Genomic DNA, 22643 nt, shown 5'->3' with positions numbered 1-22643 from the left:
GCACAGCTCAGGCGTTTGCAGAACTGTGCCTATACACATTAATCCACTGCGCGGATCAACGTGACCCGTTCAACGCGGGGTAGTGAAACCTGTACAGCTTTTCTTGAACGTACATTGATTACAACCGGGCCGGTCAGATTGGCGCGAATGCTGGCATCTGAAGGTACAGTTTCAGTTTCGGCTGTATCCTGAGATCCACTTTTGGACAGAATCAGCACTACGGCGAGTTCATCTTGTTGTTGCAGCTCAATTAGAGCTGATTGCTCAGGCGTCAGGCTGAATTCATAGCCTAGATTCAACAGCTGCGGTTCCATCACCGAAAAAAACAACTCGGCATCATCAACGGACTGCAGCCAGTGTACGGTGGGTTTACCTTCTTCATGAAACACTTTGAATTGAGTATTTTTTTCAAAACCCGGGATGCCCTGGGGAAAGGTAATCAGGTCATCGTCGTTGATTTCCTGAGTGCCGAACAGGGCGGTATTAATTTGCATAAATCGATCCTTGTTGTTGTGTGTTCTTGGTATTTTGCAACGCCTGCCAGGCGTTTAGCCACAGCTGTTCTGGTGATCACTGCCTGGTAGTAGGGCGATACGATCGGCTTCATAGAATTCAACCATGCCATCCATGTAGATCAGCTCCACGCCATCAATTTCAAAGCAGCGCAAATCGCGGTTCTGCCAAAGTTGTTCCCAGTGACGACTGCCGCTGGCCTGGCCGGGTGCGAAGGGACCCGCAACGCGTAGCCAGGTGTTTACGTCGCCTGAGCGCTTGGAGGGTACGACTCGACCATTATGGTCATAGGCCGTAGTTTTGAACATTACATACTCTACGGTCAGATCAGTACCGTTGATAAAGTTGATGTAAGCGCCCACATCGCCTCTTGCCTTAGGTTCTTCAGGGGTCATCTGGCTGATTAGCAGAGCGGGTTTGGGAAGTGGTGGCGGTGGTGGTACTTCAGCAACAGGCTCTGGTTCAGGTGTTTTTTTAAAGCTGAAACCGCCACAAGCCGTCAGAAACAGGGTTGCTGTCAGTAATAGGCATGTACGTAGCATTAAAGTCTGAGTGGGGCGGTTGCGAAAGGCAGTAGCGGCTTTCATGGAGTCACTCCGGGTGGTTTCTTGTGTCGTATGTTGGTATTAACAGCGTTTTCGACGCTTTGCCGGGAATTTCGACAGCCAGTCTGGGCATTAAATAGCCAGGAAGTTCTGCCTGAAGTTTTGCGGCCAGATCTTTAGCTTGAACTTCCGGCAGGTCAAAATGTGCTGCGCCCACCACAGGGTCAAATAAGAACAGATAATAAGGCAATATGCCAGCGGCGAAAAGGGTTTTGCTGAGTGTTTTTTGTACAGAAACGCTGTCATTGATCCCTTTTAGCAGTACGCTCTGATTTAGCAAGGGAATATTCTGCTGTGTAATCAGCCGACTGGCCTGCCTGACGCCGTCATCAATTTCATTCGGGTGGTTGATATGCAGTACTATCAGGCTTTGCAAGCGTGTGCTTGAAAGTGCGCTGAGCAAGGTGGGTGTGATACGCGAAGGGATGACAACCGGTAGTCGTGTGTGGATGCGCAAACGCTCCAGGTGCGGGATTTGTTCCAGATCCTGAATCATGCGTTGCAGCCGCGTGTCGGGGGTGGCCAGAGGATCGCCACCGGAGAAAATCACTTCATCAACTTCCGGGTGCTGGCGTAAATAGTTGAGTATTTGCAGCCACTGCTGTTTCCCTAGCTGGTTTTCTTGATAGGCAAAGTGGCGGCGAAAGCAATAGCGGCAGTTGATGGCGCAGGCGCCGCTGAGCACCAACAGCACTCTATGCGTATACTTGTGGATTAAACCGGGTAACGGGTTGGCCTGCTGTTCGGCCAGAGGGTCTTCAGAGTAACCGGGTTGGGGTTGTGTTTCTTGGTGTTGCGGTAATACCTGCAGCAGTAGCGGGTCCAGCGGGTTGCCTTTTTCGATACGCGCTAGGTACGGACGCGGGACTTTTAAGCCAAACAGTGCGTCAGCTTGTATCGCCGCCTCAAGCAGGTCAGTTGACAGCTCTAAGTGTGATAAGAGTTCGGCCGGATCGGTAATGGCATCGCGCAGTTCATCTTGCCAGCTGCGAAGCTGTGTAAAGGGAATCTGAATCATGCGTCTCCGGTGGTGATTATTTGCACGGCAAAATTGGCCTGCATTCTCGTTTGAAGTAGAATGCCTGTCAATTTAATCAACACAGCTTCTTTCAAGGAAACATCAATGGCTAACTATTCTGCGAATCAGTTCAAAAATGGTCTTAAAGTGATGCTCGATGGCGATCCATGTAGCATGCTGGATGTTGAGTTTGTTAAGCCAGGTAAAGGCCAGGCATTTACCCGAGTGAAGATGCGTAACCTGATCACCGGTCGCGTGTGGGAACGGACTTTTAAATCGAACGAATCGATTGAGGGTGCGGACGTTATGGATACCGATTTGGAGTATCTCTATGGCGATGGCGAAATGTGGCACTTTATGGATACCAACACGTTTGAGCAGGTTGCCGCCGATAAAAATGCGATTGGTGATGCGGCTAAATGGCTTAAAGAGCAAGATAAGATAACCGTGACTTTGTGGAACGGTAATCCGATTGCCGTGAGTCCGCCTAACTTTGTTGAGCTAGAAGTAGTCGAGACAGATCCAGGTGTTAAAGGCGATACAGCGCAGGGTGGTTCAAAGCCAGCTGTCTTGAGCACCGGTGCTGTTGTACGTGTGCCGCTGTTTATTGAGATAGGCGAAGTCCTGCGCATCGATACCCGTACTGGCGAATACGTCAGCCGTGCCTGATTCTGTATCTGACTGGCAACCCTCAGCCCCGCTGGAAAACCTGCGCCACCGCGCAGAGCTCCTGGCGCGACTGAGGCGTTTTTTTGCCCAGCGCGATGTGATGGAAGTGGATACACAGATCCTGTCACATTGCGCGGTGAGCGATCCTTTTATTGATTCCATTGCGGCCCACTATCAAGTGGTGCCGGGCGGTCCCTCACAACTGGTGTATCTGCAAACCTCGCCGGAATATGCGATGAAGCGCTTGCTGGCGGCGGGCTCTGGTGCAATCTATCAATTGGGTAAGGTGTTTCGAAACGGTGAGTCGGGCAAGCGCCATAACCCCGAATTTACGCTGTTAGAATGGTATCGGCCCGGTTTTGATCTGTCGCAATTGATGGATGAAGTCGAAGCGCTGGTGTCCGCGGTGCTACCGCATAAAACCTGGCGGCGTATTTCCTACCGGGATGTGTTTCTGCAAACTCTGGGGCTGGATCCGTTTGTAGCCGATGTTGGCAGCTTGCGCGATTATTGTCGCTTGCATATAGAGGCGGCCTTTGAAGATGATGATCGCGACACCTGGCTTAATCTGCTTATGTCGCACCTGATTGAGCCGCAACTCCAGGGCGCTGTGTTTGTGTATGGCTATCCGCCCACTCAGGCGGCATTGGCGAAGCTTTGTCAGGAGCCAGAGGGTAGTGTCGTAGCTGAGCGTTTTGAGCTGTATGTTGATGGTTTGGAGCTGGCCAACGGCTATTATGAGCTGGCCGATGCTAAGGAGCAGGCTGCACGTCTGCAGGCGGATCAACAGCAGCGCCAACGCTTGGCCTTACCGGAGCGGCCGCTGGAGTCGCGCTTAATTCAGGCGCTTGAGCAGGGACTGCCGGATTGCAGTGGTGTGGCGCTGGGTGTAGACCGTCTGCTGATGTGTCAGTTGGGTGCGAACAGGATTGCCGAGGTCTTGCCGTTCAGTTTTGATCGGGCTTAGCTCTTAGGCAGGGCAGGATACCTACATCTGCTGGTTCAGGCCGGCAGATGATTCAGCAGACTGCGCCGTATCCGCTTAACCGCTTCTTCCAGGAGCGCTCGTGGGCAACCGAAATTCAGACGCATAAAACGTTCATCACCAAAATCACGCCCCGGCGACATACCCACACCCGCTTGTTCAAAAAAGTGCATCGGGTTATCCAGGTGTGCGGCGCTGACATCTATCCAGGCCAGATATGTGGCTTCTATCGGCCCCAGGCTCAAACCGGGGATGGCGTTGATCGCTTCCACCAAGTAATCCCGGTTAGCACGTAAATAGTTAAGCTGTGCCAGGTTCCAGGCATCACCCTCGCGAAACGCGGCTAAGGCCGCTGTATAGCCGAGCAGATTGACGTCTGGCACGATACCCTTACGTGCGCGCTGAAAGTCGCGTCTGAGTTGCGGGTTTTGAATCACAGCAAAGGAGCAGCCCAGCCCGGCAATATTAAAGGTTTTACTCGGTGCCATCAGGGTGATAGTGCGCTCGGCAATCTCAGCACCCAGACTCGCCAGAGGAGTATGTTGCAGCCCAGGCTCCAGCACCAGATCGCAGTGAATTTCGTCTGAGCAGATGATCAGTTGGTGTCGCAGGACAATATCGGCCAGTTGCTGCAGCTCTTCGCGCCGGTAGACCGTGCCGCCCGGATTATGTGGGTTGCAGAACAGCAATAAGCGTGTATCTGGCGTGATCGATGCTTCAAGTGCCTCGAAATCGATTAAATAGCGTTTGCCTTTAAGGCACATCGGCACCTTAATCAGTTGCCGGTCAGACAGGTGTGGAGAGGTCATGAAGGGTGGATAGATAGGACAAGGGGAGATTACAGCACTACCTGATTCACCGGTTGCACGACAGGCGAGGTGCAGCCCGGTGACCAGACCCGGCAACCATTCAAGATCATCAGCGCCCACCTTCCAGTTATACAAACGCTGCAGACGCCCTTGCACCTGTTCAACCAGTTCCGCGGGGGTGTTGGTGTAGCCGAAAATGCCGTGATCTATGCGCTGGTGCAAGGCGTTAAGCACAGCCGGCGGTGCCATAAAGTCAGTATCGGCCACCCACATCGGTAACACGCTGGTGTCACGGTAGCGTTCCCACTTCTGGCTGGCTGTGTGGCGGCGGTCGATCAGGCGGTCAAAATCAGTGGGGCTCATGGGGTTATCCTTATCCTTTATCATTCGTTGCTTCTGCAAGCATTCCGCGCTCAGTTAAGTCATTTAGCAAGTTGCGGGAAAACTTTACCATGATCGGGCAGTAGGCTTTTGCAGACTCTAAGGCATTGCCAAGTATTTCAGGGGATTCGATATACTCATGTACCATCAGATTTCTGAGCTGACGTACTTCCAGCCAGCGATCGGCAGAGGTAAGCATGCCAAGTTTTTCGGCACGGTCCAGGTTGTCAATTACGGCCCCTGTTTGTTCACCTAAGGCTTTTAACCAATTTGGGAGTAGCTTATCGCCGACCGTGTCCTGAAGCCTTGCAAATCGACTGGTAAAAGCTTCGACTGTCTCTGCGAGTTGATGATCTGTAGAGAGCCTTTCAGTGTTTTCAACATTAAACGAAATGTTGGAGATTTGACTGAGTGAGTAGTCCAGATAACCTATTTCTTTTTCAATAACCCGTTTCAAAAAGCGTAAACGCTCCTGCAGTTCGTGAGTCATAGTAGCGCTCCTTGCTGTTTGGCGATTTCATGAATAGGTAGTGAAGGTAAATTAGGCGCTAACAATATGACATCGACTTTGCGTCCATTACACAATCGCATTATTTTTACACTCAGCTTGGCTGATAATTCGGCGGGAGTGTTGATCGGTTCGTCGATTTCAACGAGGATGTCGATATCCCCTCCTTTGGCGTGATCGTCAAGACGAGAGCCAAACAGTCGAACACGGGCAGATGGCCCACACACATCAATGACGGCTTTATGAATGGCCTTTTGCTGCTGTTGGGTTAGCCTCATGTGTTCCTCATAAAATATTTGTGCTCTGATGTCTGTAGTGATTGAGCTTTTATATATATTTAAAGAGTGTAGCCCTGTCGTTATGGCCAATCAATGCTAATGAGTTTCCCGAATGATTAGCCGTTCAAGCCTATTAGGGTTTAAAATACTTGCATATGCTAACGCGCACTAATTGTGCTGCGAGCCCTGAATAGTGTTGGAGCCCTTCGATGAGTAATGATAGCGTTATAATTTTTGATACCACCCTGCGCGATGGCGAACAAAGTCCCGGCGCCTCCATGACCCGTGATGAAAAGCTGCGTATTGCCCGACAGCTGGAAAAAATGCGTGTCGATGTCATTGAAGCCGGTTTTGCCATTGCCAGTCAGGGTGATTTCGAGGCGGTGAAGTCCATTGCTGACAACATCAAGGACAGTACTGTGTGCTCCTTGTCACGCGCGCTGAATGCCGATATTGATCGTGCAGGTGAAGCCCTGGCTAATGCCAATTCTGGTCGTATTCATACATTTATTGCTACCTCGCCGATCCACATGAAGTACAAACTGCAGATGCAGCCGGATCAGGTGGTCGAACATGCCGTGCGTGCGGTCCAGCGTGCCCGTAATCTGGTCGCCGATGTGGAGTTTTCACTCGAAGATGCCAGTCGTTCTGAACTGGATTTTATGTGTCGCATTATCGAAGCCGTGATAGATGCCGGTGCACGTACTATTAATATTCCTGATACCGTGGGTTATGCGGTGCCTCAGGAGTTTGGTCATACCATCGGTCAGTTGCTGGCACGTATCCCCAATGCCGATAAAGCCATCTTCTCGGTGCATTGCCATAATGATCTGGGCTTGGCGGTAGCTAACTCGCTTTCCGCTGTGGCCGCAGGTGCACGTCAGGTCGAGTGTACCGTGAATGGACTGGGCGAACGTGCCGGTAACGCTTCGCTTGAAGAAATAGTGATGGCGTTGCGTACGCGTAAAGATGTGATGGGGCTGGAAACACGTATTGATACCACACAAATTGTGCCTGCTTCTCGCCTGGTGTCGAGCATTACCGGTTTTCCGGTACAGCCGAACAAAGCCATCGTCGGTGCCAATGCCTTTGCGCATGAATCCGGTATTCATCAGGATGGTGTACTCAAACACCGTGAAACCTATGAAATCATGACCGCTGAAAGTGTTGGCTGGAATACCAATCGTATGGTGTTGGGCAAACTGTCTGGCCGCAACGCTTTTCGTACGCGGATGGAAGAGTTGGGTACCAGCTTTATTTCCGATGCCGAGCTGAATGATGCCTTTGCGCGCTTCAAGGATCTGGCCGACAAGAAAAGTGATATCTTTGACGATGACCTGATTGCCCTGGTGAGCGATGCACGTGCCAGTGCCGGGCATGAAAAGTTTCGTCTCAGCAGCCTGAATGTTACCTCGCAAACCGGTGAAATTCCTGTGGCTGAAGTGGTGCTGTCGGTAGAAGGCACAGAGCACCGCGCCCAGTCTGAGGGCAGTGGGCCGGTTGATGCGGCGTTGAAGGCGATTGAAAGCATTGTCAATGTCGGTGCTAATCTGCAGCTCTATTCGGTTAACGCCATTACCAGCGGTACCGACTCTCAGGGCGAAGTGACCGTGCGTCTGGAAAAAGGTGGGCGTATCGTTAATGGACTGGGGGCTGACACAGACATTATCACTGCCTCGGCCAAGGCGTATATTCATGCGCTGAATATGCTGGATGCGAATCTGCAAAAAGCTCACCCTCAGGTTTGATGATGCAGCAACCAACTGATCTACAAGCGGTAAACCGGCAACAAGACTACCTGCATGCGATGGGGATCTGTCGCTGGTTGCCGCGTGAGCCCTTGGCTCATGCGCCTGAGTCGGCTGAGTGGGTGAGTGATTTTGTCTGGCCGCAGCCGGATCCATCCAGTCTGAATGAAGCGGCAACAACTGAGTCTGTAGGGCCTGTAGCGGTGTCCTCTGCAGCGCCTTCTAAATTAACACCGCAGCATTCAGCGGATAATGCAGCATCACGCCAGCACGCCCTGGCCGCACTGCAGATGGATGATGTTAAGGCCAGTGCTGCTCCTGTTGCTAAGGCAAGCTCTGAATCATCACCGTCGGTTGAGCTTGCCAAGGAGCCGCTGGCTGAGCGGATGAAGCAGCCGCAGTTTTCCTTATCTTTCACACCGGCTGGCGATCTGTTGGTGGTGGATAGCTTGCCACCGCATGCCCGAGAGGCTGTCGGACCTGAGTATCAGCGTTTACTCGCTGCGTTGTGCCGTGCGATGGGCGCTGAGGTGCAGCTGGATGCTATGCGTCTGCATCACTGGCCGATGTTTGCGTCTTCTTCACTGAACCAGGGTGGTGATGAGGCGCAGCGGGCGGTACGCCGACAGCTGGATCTGATGTTGAAAAAACACCCGGCGCGTCGGGTATTGTTGCTCGGTGAGCCAGCGGCGCAGTGGTTGCTTGAGCAGGACCATTCATTAGAAGCTATGCGCGGTTTGACCTTTACTCTCCGAGCCGGTGTGTCTGCGGTGACCAGTTACAGTCTGATGCATATGCTCAAGTTGCCTGAGTTCAAAGCCGATTGCTGGCGTGATCTGCAACCGCTGTTATGAAACTGCTGCCACTCACGCAAGCCTGGCTGGATCAGGCTCGTGCACTAGAGCAACGTTGTTTCGACGATAGCTGGTCAGAGTCGCTCTGGCAGGTGTATTTGCCACATGCCTGTAGTTACCTGCTGTGTGATGATGATTCTCAGCTGTTAGGCTTTGCCTTGTGTCAGCGGGTGCTGGATGAGGCTGAGCTGCTGCGTATTGCCGTTGTGCCTGAGTGTCGGCAACAAGGGATAGGACGGATATTGTTACAGCAGACACTGGATAATCTGTCCGCGCAGGGCGTGACGCGACTGTTACTGGAAGTCCGTGTCTCCAATACCGCTGCGATTGCGCTATATCAATGTTGTCAGCTGCAGCAGGATGCTATACGTAAGGGCTATTATGAAACAGCCGTTGCGGGTGTGCGTGAAGATGCTTGTCTTTTCAGCCGCTCGTTAAGGTTCCAACCGTCTTGAATTCAAGCGAGTCCGTTGATGAATATAACCGAAGGCGTATTAAGTTCCTACTGGCTTTGGGGCAGTGGCATAATCTATGTGCTGTTGCTGCTGTGGATAATCAAACGATTACCTTGGGGCATCATCTGGCGTGAGCGCGGTATTCAGCACCTGTTGTTTGGCTCAATTGTGGTGTTGGTGCTGTTGTGGCAGATGCGAGCCGGGGTTTCAGATTACCTGACGATCTATTTTCTTGGCCTGACCACACTGACGCTGATGTTTGGCTGGGATCTGGCTATTTTAGCTGGTTCTGTGGTGATGCTGGTAATGACGCTGTTAGGGGTTGAATCCTGGTCGATGCTGCCAGTGAATCTGGTCTGCAGTGTGGTGGTACCCGCCTTGGTAAGCTATGGCATCTTACGTTGGGTCGAAGCGAAACTGCCGAAGAATTTTTTTGTATATATGTTTCTGTGTGCTTTTGCCGGAGGGGCTGTGGCTGTGGGTGTCTCGGGTATGTCGATGGCGTTGGTGCTGTGGCTGGATGGCATCTATCCCTGGTCAAAAATTTACCATGATTATGCCATGTATCTGCCGCTGATCATGATGCCTGAAGGGTTGATCAACGGCATCATCATGACGGGTATGATGGTGTTCCATCCTGACTGGATACGTACCTTCGATGCCAAGGCCTATATTGATGATCAGTAGGGTTTACTAACAGCCTTAACGCTTAACCGGGTATTTTGCCAGTTTACGCTGCAGCGTGCGTCGATGCATGTTGAGTGCTCTGGCTGTGGCCGAGATATTGCCTTCGTTTGCTTGCAATACTTTCTGAATATGTTCCCACTCCAATCGGTTCACCGACATAGGTTCGGCGATAACCGGCTGTGCCGGATCTGGCAAGCTGGCTTGCAGTGCCGCCAGAATTTGATTGGTGTCGGCCGGCTTTGGCAGGTAATGGTCGGCACCGAGTTTGATCGCATCCACCGCTGTAGCAATGCTGGCATAACCGGTGAGTATCAACAGGCGTATCTCAGGATTAGTTTCACGCAAGTGACTAATCAGGGTCAGTCCAGAAGCGCCCTGCATTTTCAGATCCAGTGTCGCGAAACTGAAGTGTCGCTGTTGCAGTAATGCCAGCGCGGCTTCGGCTGAATGGGCTGTGCTGACGTTAAAGCCGCGACGACTCAGTGAACGCGACAATACACGAGTGAAGGTTGTATCGTCATCCACGATCAGAAAGCTCGGCTCAGTCATTCTCAGTGCCCTGCTGGTTAGGTTCGTGGGTTTTTAGCGTGACTTCCGTCAGGGTGCCACCACCCGGATGATTATACAGATACACTTCACCATCCTGTGTAGCCAGAGAAGTGGTCGTTAGAAACAAGCCTATACCCAAGCCGCCTTTGGTGGTGAAAAACGGTTTGCCCATGCTGGCCAGTTGTTGTGGCGTTAACCCCGGTCCATGATCACGGATTCGTAGTGTCACCCTGCCTGCTTTCAGATAGTGAACGCTGATAGTAATTGCATCAGGGCAGGCATCCGCAGCATTGTTGAGCAGGTTCAGTAGCGCTTGCTGCAGGATAACACTGGTATTAATGATCGGAATTGGCTCCGACAGGGGCTGCAGGGTGTAGCTGACCTGTGGACGCATCACGGTCCAGGATTCCAAAACCTGTGTCAGAAATTGGTCAAGTTGGATAGGCGCTGGTTTGCCGGTGGCCACCGCGTCGGTCATATTTCTGAGTTTGTCGGTGCAGCAGTCGACCTGTTGCAACATCAGCGACAGATCCTCATCCAGCTCAGGGTGGTCGGTTTGCATATCCTTGAGGATCACCCGCAGCGTGGATAATGGTGTGCGCAGTTCGTGAGCAGTACCTGCCGCCAACGTAGCCAGTGCCAGCAACTGTTGATCATGGATGCGTTGCTCGCGCACGGCGTTCAGGTCATGGTCACGCTCGGCCAGGGTCTGACGCATTTTTACCACGTAAATACTGATAACACCGACGGTCAGGATAAAACTGATCCAGAGTCCGGTGATATGCTGATTAAACAGATGAACGAGTGTGTGCTGATGTGCAGCACTGAAATCCAGCAAGGGTAGATGGTTGAAGAGCAAGGAGGTATACAGCCCGGCTACAAGCACTGCCATTGATAAAGTCAGGTGGCGTGGTAGGGTGGTCGCACTGATGATGAGTGGAATCAGTAACACAAATACAAACGGGTTAGTTGCTCCGCCAAACTGGTAGAGCAGTGCGGCATAAATCACCACATCGGCACATAGCTGAGCAAACAGCTCAGCATCAAACACCGGCCAGGCTGAATGAAGTCGTACATAGGTGGTCAGATTAAGGGCGATCAGCGCCATTAAGCTGATGCCAGTCATGAGTAAATCGGGTTGTAGCCGCAACAGTTTGAAACCGGCATATAACGCCAGACAGATGACAAACAAAATCAGGGTGCGGATATATGTCAGGTGCAGTAGATGTTGCTGATGTCGGTTCAAACAGACCTCCGTCGCTAATCAGCTGATTATAACGGTTTTGCAGGAACCTGTGGCGTGTCACAATGTCGCACCTAGGGGTTTGGCTGGTTTTTTGTTAGGTTTTTTGAGTTTTGCAGGAGTTGGAATGAAAAAGTATGTAGGTTTTACGGGATTGATACTGGTACTGATGTCAGGCTGGGTCAGCAGCGATAGCATGAAACCTGAGGACAGTGTGGAGTATCGTCAGTCCGCTTTCCGGTTGATGAGCTATCAATTGAATGTGCTCAACCCCTTGCACCGTAGCAAAGCATATTCAGATGAACAATTTGTGTATAGAGCAGAAATGCTGAACCGCCTGGGGGCGTTGGCATTGGAAGGGTTTACCGAAGAAAGTCAGAGCGTCAGTAGTCGCTCAGCGGCGGCTGTCTGGGAGAATCAAGCTGATTTTACTGAGCGCATGCAGGCTTTTATTGCCACTACAGCCGAAATGGTGGAATCGGCAAGCGCCGGGCAGGATGATCAAACCCGTGATCTGTTTCGCCAGACCTTGCAGAGTTGCCGCGCCTGTCATGATCGTTATCGGCTGGATTGATCGTTGATTGTTTATAAACTCAATATCAGCGAAAATAGCCACTAAAGCTTTTCAACTCTGCGGATTTTCCGTTTAAGGCACCTAGCTAATGGTGCTTTTGCATGTGTATACATTCGCGTACCAACTAGAAGATGTTAACTGATGCCCAACAGCTCAATCTCGCAAGAAGTCTCGCAGCGCCGTACTTTCGCTATCATCTCGCACCCGGATGCGGGTAAAACCACTATTACCGAAAAACTGCTGCTGATCGGACAGTTGATTCAGGTGGCCGGCACAGTGAAAGGACGTGGTAGTGACCGGCATGCGACATCCGACTGGATGACCATGGAGCAGGAGCGTGGGATTTCCATTACCTCCTCGGTGATGCAGTTTCCTTTTAACGGACGCACAGTCAATCTGTTGGATACCCCTGGGCACGAAGACTTTTCCGAAGATACCTACCGTACTCTGACTGCTGTGGATTCGGCGCTGATGGTTGTGGATGGCGCCAAAGGTGTTGAGGAACGCACCATCAAATTGATGGATGTGTGTCGTTTGCGGGATACGCCGATTTTCTCCTTTATCAACAAAATGGACCGTGATATACGCGATCCGATTGAGCTGTTGGACGAAATCGAAGCGGTACTGAAAATAGAAGCCGCTCCGATCAACTGGCCCATCGGTTCAGGTAAGTGGTTTAAAGGGGTGTATAACCTCTACACCGATACACTGCATGTTTTTACGCCGGGCATGGGGCATACGCTGGCGGAGGAGAAGCTTATTCAGGGGTTGGATAATGACGAAGCTCGCGCCTTGCTGGAGGATGACTATGAGGCGTTTGTCGATGAGATTGAACTGGTAAAAGGCGCCACCCATGTCTGGGATCAGCAGGCCTATCTGGACGGGCGGCTGACACCGGTGTTTTTCGGTACAGCCTTGGGGAATTTTGGGGTGCGCGAAATGCTGACGGATTTCGTTGAGTGGGCTCCGGCGCCACCGCCACGGCCAACTGAAACCCGTGCTGTAGCCGCTGATGAGGATAGCTTCAGTGGCTTTATCTTCAAGATCCAGGCGAATATGGACCCACGTCACCGTGACCGTATTGCCTTTATGCGTATCTGCTCGGGGAGTTATACCCGCGGCATGAAAATGCGCCATGTGCGCATTGGTAAGGATGTGCGTATAGCTGACGCAGTCACCTTTATTGCCGGTGATCGTGAAAATGTCGAGGAGGCCTGGTCGGGTGACATTATTGGTTTACACAACCATGGCACGATACAGATAGGTGATACCTTCACCGAGGGCGAATCACTCAAATTCACCGGTATACCGCACTTTGCGCCGGAAATGTTTCGTCGTGTCAGGCCGAAAGATCCATTAAGGATAAAACAGCTGCAAAAAGGCCTGCAGCAACTCTCTGAAGAGGGTGCGGTGCAGTTGTTTATGCCGTTAAAAAATAACGACCTGATCCTGGGTGCTGTAGGGCAGTTGCAGTTTGAGGTGGTGGTTTACCGCCTTAACGATGAATATAAGGTGGAATGCCTTTATGAGCCCATCACCGTGCAGACGGCCCGTTGGGTTGAGTGTGATGATGCTAAAATGCTGGACGAGTTCCGTCGTAAAGGACACGACAACCTGGCGCTGGATGGCTCAGGCCTGCTGACCTATCTGGCACCGACACGAGTGAATCTGTCACTGACTGAAGAGCGCTGGCCAGATGTGCGCTTCAGGGCCACTCGGGAACATTAATGCCTCTGTTTGATAGCCACTGCCATCTGGACTTTCCTGTCTTTGATGCGCAGCGGGAAGCGCTGATGCAGCAGGCTAAGGTGGAGGGTATCAGTCAGATACTGGTGCCGGGTGTAACGGCAGGTGATTTTGAGCGGGTATTGTCCTTGCGTCAGCGTTGGCCTGAACAGCTGGTCGTAGCACTGGGGCTGCACCCCTGTTTTCTTGAGCAGCATACTAAACACTGTGTGGATCGCTTGGCTGATGCCTTGCAGCGTGAAGCAGACATTGTTGCTGTAGGTGAAATCGGCCTGGATTTTCGTGCGAATATGGCCGTGGCTGAGGTGCAGGTGATGCTGTTGAAGCAGCAACTGGATCTGGCGCGACAGCATGAGTTACCGGTCATTCTGCATGTGGTCAAAGCGCATGAGCGGATGTTGAGTCTGCTGAAGCGTTATCGATTGGCTGCCGGTGGTGTGGTACACGCCTACTCTGGCAGTATTGAGCAGGCTCGTGAGTACGCCAAGCTTGGTTTCCGTTTAGGCATTGGCGGTACGATTACCTATCCGCGGGCTCGGCGTCAGCAGCAATTAGCGGCTGAGCTGCCGTTGGAGTGGATGCTGCTGGAAACCGATGCTCCGGATATGTCCCTGTACGGATTTACTGATCAACCTAACTCGCCACTGCAAGTGCTCAGAGTAGCACAGCAATTAGCCTCGCTCCGAGGCATTCCTATAGATCAGATTGCCGAGCAAACCCTGGACAATGCCATGACATTGTTTCGTTTGCATTAACGGCATTAGTTCTCGTAATAGGCTTTGTGAACCTGGCTGAGTGCACTCCAGGCACTATCGGTATAGTCATTCACAGGCAGTTGATAAAAACGGCCACCTTCCAGTTGTTTCACGCTATAGCTTCCGTTGGGTGGGTTGACTAGCATGCGTGCAAAGTTAACCGGATAGTTGGGCCCGCTGACTCGCTGACCATACATGGTCTCCATCTCGCTTAATTTTTCTCTGGCTGACACTATGTGTGCGAGGCCATAGCAGTTTCTGCTTTCTCCACGGCAAAGTCGCAAATCTTGAGAGTCTAACTTGTAATACTGATTTGCCGTTGGGTCTCGCTGCAGCAGGTTATCTGTTTTGATACAGCCGCTAAGCAGGCTGCCCAGTATCAGTGTCATGGCGATCTTGTATAGCATTCCAATGGCCTCCTGTTAGTCAAAGCGTCTTATTTATTAAAGTCTTTATACGGATTTTCTACATTGATCGATACTGGGTTCGGGTAGCCGGGTAGATGAATTTCAGTATCACTGATGCTTAAGTCTTCACCGGTTAGGACCTGGTTGTCATATAAGTACAGGGGGCGACTGATGCCGCGTGTAGCTGAAAGATCATAAGCCCGAGCGGTTTCTTCTACCTTTTCCCGGCGTATACGCCAGCGTTGCATCTGTTCACTGCTGTAGCGCTTGCTCAGCAGACTCTCGGTTATCTGTGGTGAAAGCAACACCGCACTGGCATTGTTTCCGCCAAATCCCTTGGCATTGATCAGTGCGCTATCCATTTGCCCAGGCTCCCCAGCTTGGTGACTGAGTGGCAGATTCAGGTTGGACTGATATACATCGCCAGCTATTTCGGGTGTGGTGGTTAGTCCCGGAATGATGCCATGTTGCCAGACGCCCAAGGATGCCATGATTTGATCGCCGCCAGCACAGCCTTGTGAGTGTCCGATATAGGCTTTGACTGCTGAAACAGTCCAGCTTTCAATACCGAAGGCTTTGGCTGTTTCGTTGATGACATGGGACTCAGTCACCCGGTTTTGTGGGGTGCTGGTTCCATGTGCCTGAACATAACTGCGCTGACGTAGCGAGGTTTCTCCGAGTAGATTGCGCACCAGTGAGGCGGCTTTACCCAGCGTCATATAATTGCCGATCCCGGGAGCCGAAATGGATTTTTTATGGCCATCGGCGTGTACGAAAACATCGCCCACTGCACCGAAAATCTGCGCCCCTGATTCTATTGCCAGATCATCGCTCATCAGCACCAGATACTGGCTGGACTCACCGATGGTAAAACCGCAGTTGTTACCGAAGGGGCGACAAGCGCGACGGTAATCAGGGGCCTGTGATTCGGATAAGTTATCCAGCGCTTGCAGGTATTTATCTTCCGCCAGTGCGCCCATGGCGCGAAAGCCTTCAATAATTTCCGGCGTGACCGGCGCATCGCTGCCGCCGACCATGACCAGTTTACGCCGACCTGAGCGTATCTCTTCAACGCCACTGCGCAGGTTGTACAAAAAGGTTGCGCAGGCGCCAAGAGCTCCACCGGTAAGGCCGACATTGCCGAGTAGATAGGCATTGATGAAATCGGCTGGCATCTGTGCATAGCCCAGCGGCATTTGCTTTGACGTCGTGCGTTTGCCAAGGGCTGGAAATTTGGTCAGGCCGCCAAAGCCGCTGTCATCCAGCTGGCCGATGGAGTTGCTGGCAAACACGGCGATTTGGTCCGGGGAAAGCTTGGCGGCGATTTCCAGAAAGTCGATACCGACTGACATGATCGCATCTGAGGCGGCATACACACTCATTTGCAGTCCGCGTGGGTGATTACGTGACTGATAGAGTGAGCCCGGATCAAACCCGGTGGGCAGCATGCCGGCGCTCTGCACAGCTGCCTGTCGGTAATCCGGAAAAATCACATCGCAGCCACCGCTGACTTCTACTTCAGATTCACCACCTGGCAAAGCGCGGATCTTCCAGTTGGAAGGAAGCGTTTGCGGAAGGTGTCGGTTACGCACACGAAAAGTGAGCGGCGTATCACCTGCTCGCAGTGTTGCGGCTTTGTTCAGCATGATCGCATTGACGTCAAACCAGTCTGGATGAATGCGACGAATCAGCGTGTTGGATAGAAGCTCAGCTTCAAGGGATTGGGTGAGGTCTTGTTGTGTCAGTCGCTGACCCTCAGGGGTGATGAATGCCCCTTCACTGTAGCTGGCCCGTTGCATCAGGGTTGCTAGCGAGGTCAAAGTTTCGGTTCGCTGGGTGCTGTCAAGATGATCCAGTATCAAGCGGCGGTAACCGTGGTGAAAGGATGATCTTCCGGCTGGGCTGATGCCGCCGAAACCGACAATGACAGGAAGCTGTGACAAGAGGGTGGCTCCTTGAAGCTGAAATGCTGAATTAACGCTGCAATCTGCCCTATTTTAGCGGTTAGGTGGGTAGTGTACCAGCACCCTGAGCAGCTTTGCTGTGTATTGCTTCATGCACTGTTCAGTTTTCAAAGGGTATAAGGGTAATCTATGTTGATCACTGGAGAGCATACTGATGAAAAATAAGATTGTGCTGGCTACAGCTTCTATTGTGTTTCTGGCTGGCTGTAACACCATGAACCCCTACGATACGTCGAATACCGTTAAGGGTACAGCGGGTGGTGCGTTAGGTGGGGCAGCGCTGGGTGCCGCGGTAGCCGGTTCGGGCAATCGTAATGAAGGGGCGTTGGTAGGCGCTCTGCTAGGGGCAGCCGTTGGCGGTGGTGTAGGTTATTATATGGATCAGCAGGAAGCACATCTGCGCCAGCAACTGCAGGGTACCGGTGTCGATGTAAATCGGGTTGGTGACGAAATACAGTTGGTCATGCCGGGTAGTATCACCTTTGCCACCAATGAAGACCGTATAGAGCCCGCCTTCTATGAAACCCTGGATTCGGTAGCCAATGTGCTGCGTCAATACGATCAGACTTTGATTGATGTTGAGGGGCATACGGACAGCACTGGCAGTTTGCAGTATAACCAGCAGCTATCTGAGCGTCGGGCACAGAGTGTAGCGCAGCGCCTGATCAGTTCTGGGGTTGGCCCCATGCGCGTATCAACAATTGGTCACGGGCCATCACAACCTGTAGCGGATAATTCGACAGTGCATGGTCGTGCATTGAATCGCCGGGTAGAAATCAATATTCGTGGCCAGCAGTAATAGCGACTTTACTGACTCTTGACGATATCGTCGCGCTGAATATTGATCTCGCCAGCGCCGCTGTTGAGCGTGCCGCTGGCAAAGTTCGGTTGAACTGAGTCGATAGTCAGCGTTCTCTGGGTGTTGGTGAACTCCGGATAGGCGATTTGCATGGCATCATAATGGGTGTAGCGGCGGTAGACCGAGAGCCTGTCTCCTGGATTGATGCCGCTTAACTCGCCGGCATTGATCCAAACTCTATTCTGCTCTGTACGAGTGATGCGGGCGCTGAATGGCTCGCAGCGCAGAGCATCATTAATATCTGCAACTGTCTGTCGCATGGTTTGGCGTACTTTATGACCATAATCCTGTTGCCAAAACGCATCTGTGGCAAAGCCAGTACGTTGTTGACCTGCATTCCAGATACCCGCTGTCATATAGCGGTTCTGCCAAACCAGGCCACCGCTGAAAGCGTCGTGGATATACACGTCCATGATGAATGCACGCAGGTTACGCTCATTAGTGGGATCGGTGCGACGGTACAGATCTACCAGTATATTGGGCTCGCGTGCTCCCTGCGGGTTACGCTGGCTGATGTCACGGATAACGCCGGATACAATATACTGCATGTTGGTCTGCTCAGTATGGCGTTGCAAATTGGTCAGGGTGCCGTCATCCAGCATCTGAGTGGGTGCGTTTTGCAGGTTCGGATGCAGCGTCATGTGAGTGGCGGTGTGGCTGTTAAAGCCAGGTTGTTGCTTAAGCTCACGTGCCAGCAGTTCCGGTAGCTGTGTGGCTATTTGATGCAGTCCGCCGGCATTGGCTTGCGAGGGCTGTGTCATGGGAAAAGCAGTAAAGCCGATATTGCGTTGATAGGCCGTTTCTTCCATGCCGCCGGGGCAGCCCTGGGCGGCACTCACCTGTGCACGGATTCTAACGGTCAGCTCATTACCTTTCAGTTGCTCTTCAATGACATGAATGTCCTGTAATAGTCCATTGCTGGTGATGCGGGTATTGTCGCTGACCAGTGCGCCATCGCGGGTTTCCGCGCTGGAAGAAATAAACGTAGAGGCCTGCCTTGATGCAATTTCCGCAGCCTGGTTTACGGCTGTACGTCTGGCTGTAATCAGGTCGCCATTGGTGATTATTGCAGTGCCTTCGGCTTCAATGGTGCGCGGGATGTCAGCAGCCTGTAAGGGGAGGGTGATGAACAGGCTGGTCAGTAGTAACAGACAAATAATCCGGCGCATGGAAGGTTACTCTATAGGGTCGTTGACGGCTGGCACACGGTTAGCTTGTAGAATCAGTGCGTAACTTTGCTGCTGAAAGGTTTGCAGTATCATCAGAACGCCACCGGACAGTGTTTCATGGCCAGGGTAGCGTTTGCTGTAACGCAGCAAGTGGCCGGGCAGGACTTGATGTTGTTTGCCCAGGTTGACCAGCGCAAACAAACCGTCAGGTTCATTCCAGAAAATTTGCTGGATCTGTCCGTGTGTTCCGGCAGGCGGATGATCAAATATGAAGCTGTCAGGTAGCGCTTCCAGGCTGGAGCCTTGTTGTTGCATCAGGAATCGCTTGTGGTTACCCACACGAATCTCCGTGCGAGCCAGTGCGGTCAGCTCACTGCTGATGCGCTCCTGGCTTTCCTGTGACACTGCCGCCTGTTGTGACCCTGGCGGGCTGCTGGCAACCACCTGCAAAGGAAGCAGGCAAAGTAGACTGACTATCCAGTGTTTAGACGACATGAGTTACCCTTTCACTGAAACCCATTGAACGGTTTTATTTTAGCTGTGCTACTCAAAAGGTATAGCCCGGGTCACGAACCGCACCACCAGGAACCAGGCTTGCTCCTCGGCGAACCGGATTGCTGTTTTCCTTTTCCAGCATTCGGATCAGTTGATTGCGACTCACTTGTAGAGACATATGGGTCAAGGCAACACCGTCATCCAGAATCTCTTGATGGGTAATCGAAGCACCTTGAATGAAGGTGTTGATCTGGGTTCTTAAGCGATCATCACCGGCTATGAAATTGTTTAGGTCGCTGTCACCGCTGATGTAAATGCCGGAGACCTGTTCAGCCACTTTACGATACGCATCGATCTCAGATGCGCGCATAGTCATCAAGCGGCGCTGAGCGGCATTGGCAAACGTATTTTTCGGGGCGCCGTAGCCAGTGACCTTGACAATGATAATGTCAGAATCATCTTTGAAAGCGTCACTGCGCGTGTTGTATTGGGAGGAGCAGCCACTGATCAGGATCAGGGCGACGAGGGCGATCAGTAGTGGAGTCAGTCTGTTCATGGTCAAGGTCTCTTATTGCTCTGCTCGGAAGGCTAACACTGAATATACAGGTTATCGGGCGATCTCGGAAAAACTTTAAAAACTGATGATAAGCTGCTGTTTTTGTCACTATTCAATTACTGTGTTGTATATGTTCATCCAGTTTCTGGCAGATGGCCGTCTGCAATTGTTGGCAAAGTTCTGGATCACTGATGGGGTTGCCTTCTGCATCGGTGATAAAGAAAAAATCCTCTACCCGTTCGCCAATATTGGAAATTTTGGCTTTACGTACTGAAATGTCAAATTCTACAAAGATACGTCCTAGACGTGCCAGTAGTCCAGGACGATCGGAGGTCATTACTTCCAATACAGTCTGTTGACTGCTCGGGTCGTTGCTCAGATTGACACTGGTCGGGATGGTGAACAGTTTGAGAACGCGCGGTACGCGTCGCTGGATAATCTCGGGGAAGTCGTTCGGATCGTCCAGCTCTTCAGTCAGATGCTGCTGAATGCTCTGCAGGTAAGCCGGGTCATCTGACAGAGGTTGGTTATCTTCGGTCAGCACGGTATAGGTGTTCAGTGTACGGCCGTTGTCAGTCGGAATAATACGGGCATCAACAACGTTAAGGTGCAGTTGGTCGAGGGCCGCCACGGTTGCCGGAAACAGGTAGGGCAGATCATCGGCATAGATGAAAATTTCGGTAGCGCCTTCATACAGGCGATAGGAGGTTTTATGTACCTGAATCAGTGGCAATGGCTGATCCGCATGCTCAAGGATGATCTGCGTATGCCAGGCAATATTGGCAGAATCTTCACGCATAAAGTATTCATCACCTAGCAGGCGCCAGAAGCGTCTTACTTCCTCTTCGCTTTTGTTCATGCGATGTAATAGCTGCAGGGCTTCAATTTGCAGTTGTTCGATGCGGTCTTCCTTGTTCATCGGATTTTCCAGACCGCGTCGAAGTGCCCGTTTGGTTTCGGTATAGAGTTGCCGCAGCAGCGTACCACGCCAGCTGTTCCAGAGAGTGTGATTGGTGGCGTTGATATCGGCCACGGTCATCACATATAAGTAGTTCAGGTGCACTATATCCCTGACTTCCAGTGCGAATTTGTGAATCACTTCGGGGTCGGAAATATCCCGACGCTGTGCGGTCATTGACATGAACAGATGGCGCCGTACCAGCCAGGCGACCAGTTGTGTGTCCCACTTGCCAATGTGATGGCGGCGGCAGAAGCCAATGACATCCTCGGCACCCAGCTCGGAATGATCGCCACCTCGGCCTTTGGCAATGTCATGGTAAAGGCCGGCAATGTAGAGTAGCTCAATTTTTGGCAGTTGATTAATAATACGGTGGGCCAGTGGAAAGCTCTGCTGCATGTTTTCGTGGCGAAACTGCCGCATCATCTGGATCACTTTGAGCGTATGCGCATCCACAGTGTAAATATGAAACAAGTCATGCTGCATCTGCCCGACAATTTTACCAAACTCAGGCAGATAGCGACCGAGGATGCCATAGCGGTTCATGCGCTTAAGCTGTGTTGAAACGCCTTCCTCAGAGCGTAATAGTTCCATAAACAGCGAGGTGTTGCGCAGGTCGTTACGAAAATCCTTGTCAATAAGATGACGGTGTTCACGAACCAGTCGGATGGTAGCGGCTCTGACACCCTTGATTTTCGGGTTTTGTGCCAGGAGTACGAAAAGCTCCATCATCGCAAACGGATGATGTTCGAATACCTTGTCATAGGTGGCTTCTAAATAGTCATTGTGAATACGAAAACGGCTATTCAGAGGTTCGGTATGGTGTTGGTCCTCACCGCGCAATATGACTTCATCAAAATACTGCAGCAACATGTCATTAAATTCGGACATGGCTTTGGCGACACGGTAATAATTGCTCATGAACTGTTCAACCGCCAGCGCGCCTTCCTGATCTTCGTAACCGAAGAAGGCCGCCAGGGTGCGCTGATGGTCGAACAGCAGTCGATCTTCACGGCGCTTACTCAGCATGTGCAACGCATAGCGAACCGTCCAAAGGTAAAGCTCACCTTTATTCAGTGATTCCAGTTCGCTGTCAGTTAAAAAGCCATGATCGACCAGGTCGCGCAAATAGGTGGCACCAAAGTGGCGTTTGGATACCCAGCCGATGGTTTGCAGGTCACGCAGTCCACCTGGGGAATTCTTCAGGTTGGGTTCCAGATTGTATTCGGTATTGTTAGTACGAATGTGGCGCTCTGACTGCTCTTGTAGCTTGGCTTTGAAAAACTCTTTATCCGACCAGGCTTGTTCGGAGGTGACCCGTGCATACATGCGTTGCTGCAGGTCTGGGTTGCCGCACAGGGTTCTGGATTCAATCAGATTGGTGGCGATAGTGATGTCGTTGCGCGACTCATCATAGCATTCACTGATGCTGCGTACACTGGAGCCTATATCCAGCTTAAGGTCCCAGAGCAGGGTCAGGAAGGCGCTGATACTATCAGCGAAATCACTGGCGTCGATCTCGTCTGTGAGCAATAGAATGTCGATGTCTGAATAAGGGTGCAGCTCGCCACGCCCATAGCCGCCCACGGCCAGCAGTGAAACTTTGGACTCATCCGGCCAGCTGAATAGTTTCCAGGCAAGCGTTAGTACTTGGTCCAATACCCAGGCACGCCCATAAATCAGTCTGCGGATATCCCCCCCTTGGCGAAAATCCTGATCCATCAGTGTTTCGGCATTGCGCAAGGCTTGTCGCAGCAAGTTGAGAGGTTTTTCGCTGCCTTGTTCAAGACCGATACGCAGAGCGTCAGGATTCAGAAATTCGGGCACAGGTTGAGTGTAAACGGGCGTGGTAGGCATG

24 protein-coding genes are annotated in these 22643 nt (G+C 51.8%); 10 read left to right on the top strand and 14 right to left on the bottom strand.

Annotation, left to right across the window (positions count from 1 at the left end; all coding sequences use genetic code 11):
- Positions 1-38: 38 nt before the first annotated feature.
- From fliW to epmB, 3 genes are read right to left on the bottom strand one after another with little or no spacing between them, the layout of a single operon-like run.
- Entirely contained in the window at positions 39-494 is a 456-nt protein-coding gene (gene fliW, locus ACN0R1_RS08485) for a flagellar assembly protein FliW (protein ID WP_417581849.1), read from the bottom strand.
- A 54-nt stretch (positions 495-548) separates the two neighbouring features.
- Positions 549-1100, bottom strand: a complete 552-nt coding sequence (locus tag ACN0R1_RS08480; protein WP_417581847.1) for a hypothetical protein — start codon at positions 1098-1100, stop codon at positions 549-551.
- Between the two features lie 4 nt (positions 1101-1104).
- Complete coding sequence (gene epmB / locus ACN0R1_RS08475; protein WP_417581845.1) at positions 1105-2136, bottom strand: EF-P beta-lysylation protein EpmB; 1032 nt, start codon at positions 2134-2136, stop codon at positions 1105-1107.
- A 105-nt stretch (positions 2137-2241) separates the two neighbouring features.
- On the opposite strand from epmB, the gene efp reads away from it, so the two are divergent.
- Positions 2242-2805 (top strand): elongation factor P, encoded by a 564-nt coding sequence (efp, locus tag ACN0R1_RS08470; RefSeq protein ID WP_417581843.1) that lies wholly within the window; start codon positions 2242-2244, stop codon positions 2803-2805.
- A complete protein-coding gene (epmA, locus tag ACN0R1_RS08465) occupies positions 2798-3772 on the top strand; it encodes an EF-P lysine aminoacylase EpmA (protein WP_417581841.1) in 975 nt (324 codons plus the stop codon). The genes efp and epmA overlap by 8 nt, the downstream gene beginning before the upstream one ends.
- A 35-nt stretch (positions 3773-3807) precedes the next feature.
- Here the strand turns inward: epmA and ACN0R1_RS08460 are convergent, their stop codons facing one another.
- Genes ACN0R1_RS08460 through ACN0R1_RS08450 form a run of 3 tightly spaced genes read right to left on the bottom strand, consistent with a single transcriptional unit; the run spans position 3808 to position 5766 of the window.
- Entirely contained in the window at positions 3808-4962 is a 1155-nt protein-coding gene (locus tag ACN0R1_RS08460) for a MalY/PatB family protein (protein ID WP_417581839.1), read from the bottom strand.
- Between the two features lie 10 nt (positions 4963-4972).
- Positions 4973-5470 carry a hypothetical protein gene (locus ACN0R1_RS08455; RefSeq protein ID WP_417581837.1) on the bottom strand — a complete coding sequence of 166 codons (498 nt, stop codon included), beginning with the start codon at positions 5468-5470 and terminating at the stop codon, positions 4973-4975.
- On the bottom strand, positions 5467-5766 hold the full coding sequence (locus ACN0R1_RS08450) for a nucleotidyltransferase domain-containing protein (RefSeq protein WP_417581835.1): 300 nt from the start codon (positions 5764-5766) through the stop codon (positions 5467-5469). The genes ACN0R1_RS08455 and ACN0R1_RS08450 overlap by 4 nt, the downstream gene beginning before the upstream one ends.
- Positions 5767-5975: 209 nt before the next feature.
- Here ACN0R1_RS08450 and ACN0R1_RS08445 point away from each other — a divergent pair, with 209 nt between their 5' ends.
- The 4 genes from ACN0R1_RS08445 to ACN0R1_RS08430 are packed head-to-tail and all read left to right on the top strand — an operon-like array spanning position 5976 to position 9510.
- Positions 5976-7514, top strand: a complete 1539-nt coding sequence (locus ACN0R1_RS08445; RefSeq protein WP_417581833.1) for a 2-isopropylmalate synthase — start codon at positions 5976-5978, stop codon at positions 7512-7514.
- 2 nt (positions 7515-7516) lie between these two features.
- Positions 7517-8368, top strand: coding sequence for a hypothetical protein (locus ACN0R1_RS08440; RefSeq protein WP_417581831.1), 852 nt, complete (start codon positions 7517-7519; stop codon positions 8366-8368).
- Positions 8365-8823, top strand: coding sequence for a ribosomal protein S18-alanine N-acetyltransferase (rimI, locus tag ACN0R1_RS08435; protein ID WP_417581829.1), 459 nt, complete (start codon positions 8365-8367; stop codon positions 8821-8823). Before ACN0R1_RS08440 ends, rimI begins: the two co-directional genes overlap by 4 nt.
- Before the next feature lie 18 nt (positions 8824-8841).
- Positions 8842-9510, top strand: a complete 669-nt coding sequence (locus ACN0R1_RS08430; RefSeq protein ID WP_417581827.1) for an energy-coupling factor ABC transporter permease — start codon at positions 8842-8844, stop codon at positions 9508-9510.
- Positions 9511-9525: 15 nt separating this feature from the next.
- On the opposite strand, the gene ACN0R1_RS08425 is transcribed toward ACN0R1_RS08430, so the two are convergent.
- Both ACN0R1_RS08425 and ACN0R1_RS08420 read right to left on the bottom strand, forming a co-directional pair.
- Positions 9526-10059, bottom strand: coding sequence for a response regulator transcription factor (locus ACN0R1_RS08425; protein WP_417581825.1), 534 nt, complete (start codon positions 10057-10059; stop codon positions 9526-9528).
- Positions 10052-11305 (bottom strand): ATP-binding protein, encoded by a 1254-nt coding sequence (locus ACN0R1_RS08420; RefSeq protein ID WP_417581823.1) that lies wholly within the window; start codon positions 11303-11305, stop codon positions 10052-10054. The genes ACN0R1_RS08425 and ACN0R1_RS08420 overlap by 8 nt, the downstream gene beginning before the upstream one ends.
- Before the next feature lie 124 nt (positions 11306-11429).
- On the opposite strand from ACN0R1_RS08420, the gene ACN0R1_RS08415 reads away from it, so the two are divergent.
- From ACN0R1_RS08415 to ACN0R1_RS08405, 3 genes are all read left to right on the top strand, one after another.
- Entirely contained in the window at positions 11430-11876 is a 447-nt protein-coding gene (locus ACN0R1_RS08415) for a c-type cytochrome (RefSeq protein ID WP_417581821.1), read from the top strand.
- Between the two features lie 141 nt (positions 11877-12017).
- Entirely contained in the window at positions 12018-13604 is a 1587-nt protein-coding gene (locus tag ACN0R1_RS08410) for a peptide chain release factor 3 (RefSeq protein WP_417581819.1), read from the top strand.
- Complete coding sequence (locus ACN0R1_RS08405; protein ID WP_417581817.1) at positions 13604-14377, top strand: TatD family hydrolase; 774 nt, start codon at positions 13604-13606, stop codon at positions 14375-14377. Before ACN0R1_RS08410 ends, ACN0R1_RS08405 begins: the two co-directional genes overlap by 1 nt.
- Positions 14378-14382: 5 nt before the next feature.
- Here the strand turns inward: ACN0R1_RS08405 and ACN0R1_RS08400 are convergent, their stop codons facing one another.
- Both ACN0R1_RS08400 and ACN0R1_RS08395 read right to left on the bottom strand, forming a co-directional pair.
- Entirely contained in the window at positions 14383-14784 is a 402-nt protein-coding gene (locus tag ACN0R1_RS08400; protein WP_417581815.1) for a hypothetical protein, read from the bottom strand.
- A gap of 29 nt (positions 14785-14813) precedes the next feature.
- The gene (locus tag ACN0R1_RS08395) at positions 14814-16727 is read right to left on the bottom strand and encodes a beta-ketoacyl synthase (protein WP_417581813.1); all 1914 of its coding nucleotides are present in this window, start codon (positions 16725-16727) and stop codon (positions 14814-14816) included.
- Positions 16728-16902: 175 nt separating this feature from the next.
- Between ACN0R1_RS08395 and ACN0R1_RS08390 the strand changes: the two genes are divergently transcribed.
- Positions 16903-17547, top strand: coding sequence for an OmpA family protein (locus ACN0R1_RS08390; RefSeq protein ID WP_417581811.1), 645 nt, complete (start codon positions 16903-16905; stop codon positions 17545-17547).
- Positions 17548-17555: 8 nt separating this feature from the next.
- On the opposite strand, the gene ACN0R1_RS08385 is transcribed toward ACN0R1_RS08390, so the two are convergent.
- The 4 genes from ACN0R1_RS08385 to ACN0R1_RS08370 form a co-directional block, all read right to left on the bottom strand.
- Entirely contained in the window at positions 17556-18776 is a 1221-nt protein-coding gene (locus ACN0R1_RS08385; RefSeq protein ID WP_417581809.1) for a flagellar assembly protein T N-terminal domain-containing protein, read from the bottom strand.
- 6 nt (positions 18777-18782) lie between these two features.
- Positions 18783-19271 (bottom strand): hypothetical protein, encoded by a 489-nt coding sequence (locus ACN0R1_RS08380; protein ID WP_417581807.1) that lies wholly within the window; start codon positions 19269-19271, stop codon positions 18783-18785.
- Positions 19272-19323: 52 nt separating this feature from the next.
- The gene (locus ACN0R1_RS08375) at positions 19324-19827 is read right to left on the bottom strand and encodes an LPP20 family lipoprotein (protein ID WP_417581805.1); all 504 of its coding nucleotides are present in this window, start codon (positions 19825-19827) and stop codon (positions 19324-19326) included.
- A gap of 112 nt (positions 19828-19939) precedes the next feature.
- The gene (locus tag ACN0R1_RS08370) at positions 19940-22642 is read right to left on the bottom strand and encodes a [protein-PII] uridylyltransferase (RefSeq protein ID WP_417581803.1); all 2703 of its coding nucleotides are present in this window, start codon (positions 22640-22642) and stop codon (positions 19940-19942) included.
- Between the last annotated feature and the right edge of the window lies 1 nt (position 22643).

The organism is Nitrincola sp. (assembly GCF_048264025.1).
In the GTDB taxonomy this organism is placed as follows: domain Bacteria; phylum Pseudomonadota; class Gammaproteobacteria; order Pseudomonadales; family Balneatricaceae; genus Nitrincola.
This window is presented reverse-complemented; position numbering and strand designations above follow the sequence as displayed.

Coding starts and splice junctions, on each gene's coding strand:
- ACN0R1_RS08460 (WP_417581839.1), bottom strand. CDS start 4,962: ATGAGCCCCACTGATTTTGACCGCCTGATCGACCGCCGCCACACAGCC.
- ACN0R1_RS08450 (WP_417581835.1), bottom strand. CDS start 5,766: ATGAGGCTAACCCAACAGCAGCAAAAGGCCATTCATAAAGCCGTCATT.
- ACN0R1_RS08430 (WP_417581827.1), top strand. CDS start 8,842: ATGAATATAACCGAAGGCGTATTAAGTTCCTACTGGCTTTGGGGCAGT.
- epmB (WP_417581845.1), bottom strand. CDS start 2,136: ATGATTCAGATTCCCTTTACACAGCTTCGCAGCTGGCAAGATGAACTG.
- fliW (WP_417581849.1), bottom strand. CDS start 494: ATGCAAATTAATACCGCCCTGTTCGGCACTCAGGAAATCAACGACGAT.
- ACN0R1_RS08405 (WP_417581817.1), top strand. CDS start 13,604: ATGCCTCTGTTTGATAGCCACTGCCATCTGGACTTTCCTGTCTTTGAT.
- ACN0R1_RS08370 (WP_417581803.1), bottom strand. CDS start 22,642: ATGCCTACCACGCCCGTTTACACTCAACCTGTGCCCGAATTTCTGAAT.
- ACN0R1_RS08480 (WP_417581847.1), bottom strand. CDS start 1,100: ATGAAAGCCGCTACTGCCTTTCGCAACCGCCCCACTCAGACTTTAATG.
- ACN0R1_RS08445 (WP_417581833.1), top strand. CDS start 5,976: ATGAGTAATGATAGCGTTATAATTTTTGATACCACCCTGCGCGATGGC.
- rimI (WP_417581829.1), top strand. CDS start 8,365: ATGAAACTGCTGCCACTCACGCAAGCCTGGCTGGATCAGGCTCGTGCA.
- ACN0R1_RS08385 (WP_417581809.1), bottom strand. CDS start 18,776: ATGCGCCGGATTATTTGTCTGTTACTACTGACCAGCCTGTTCATCACC.
- ACN0R1_RS08440 (WP_417581831.1), top strand. CDS start 7,517: ATGCAGCAACCAACTGATCTACAAGCGGTAAACCGGCAACAAGACTAC.
- ACN0R1_RS08455 (WP_417581837.1), bottom strand. CDS start 5,470: ATGACTCACGAACTGCAGGAGCGTTTACGCTTTTTGAAACGGGTTATT.
- ACN0R1_RS08425 (WP_417581825.1), bottom strand. CDS start 10,059: ATGACTGAGCCGAGCTTTCTGATCGTGGATGACGATACAACCTTCACT.
- ACN0R1_RS08410 (WP_417581819.1), top strand. CDS start 12,018: ATGCCCAACAGCTCAATCTCGCAAGAAGTCTCGCAGCGCCGTACTTTC.
- ACN0R1_RS08380 (WP_417581807.1), bottom strand. CDS start 19,271: ATGTCGTCTAAACACTGGATAGTCAGTCTACTTTGCCTGCTTCCTTTG.
- efp (WP_417581843.1), top strand. CDS start 2,242: ATGGCTAACTATTCTGCGAATCAGTTCAAAAATGGTCTTAAAGTGATG.
- ACN0R1_RS08375 (WP_417581805.1), bottom strand. CDS start 19,827: ATGAACAGACTGACTCCACTACTGATCGCCCTCGTCGCCCTGATCCTG.
- ACN0R1_RS08415 (WP_417581821.1), top strand. CDS start 11,430: ATGAAAAAGTATGTAGGTTTTACGGGATTGATACTGGTACTGATGTCA.
- ACN0R1_RS08390 (WP_417581811.1), top strand. CDS start 16,903: ATGAAAAATAAGATTGTGCTGGCTACAGCTTCTATTGTGTTTCTGGCT.
- ACN0R1_RS08400 (WP_417581815.1), bottom strand. CDS start 14,784: ATGCTATACAAGATCGCCATGACACTGATACTGGGCAGCCTGCTTAGC.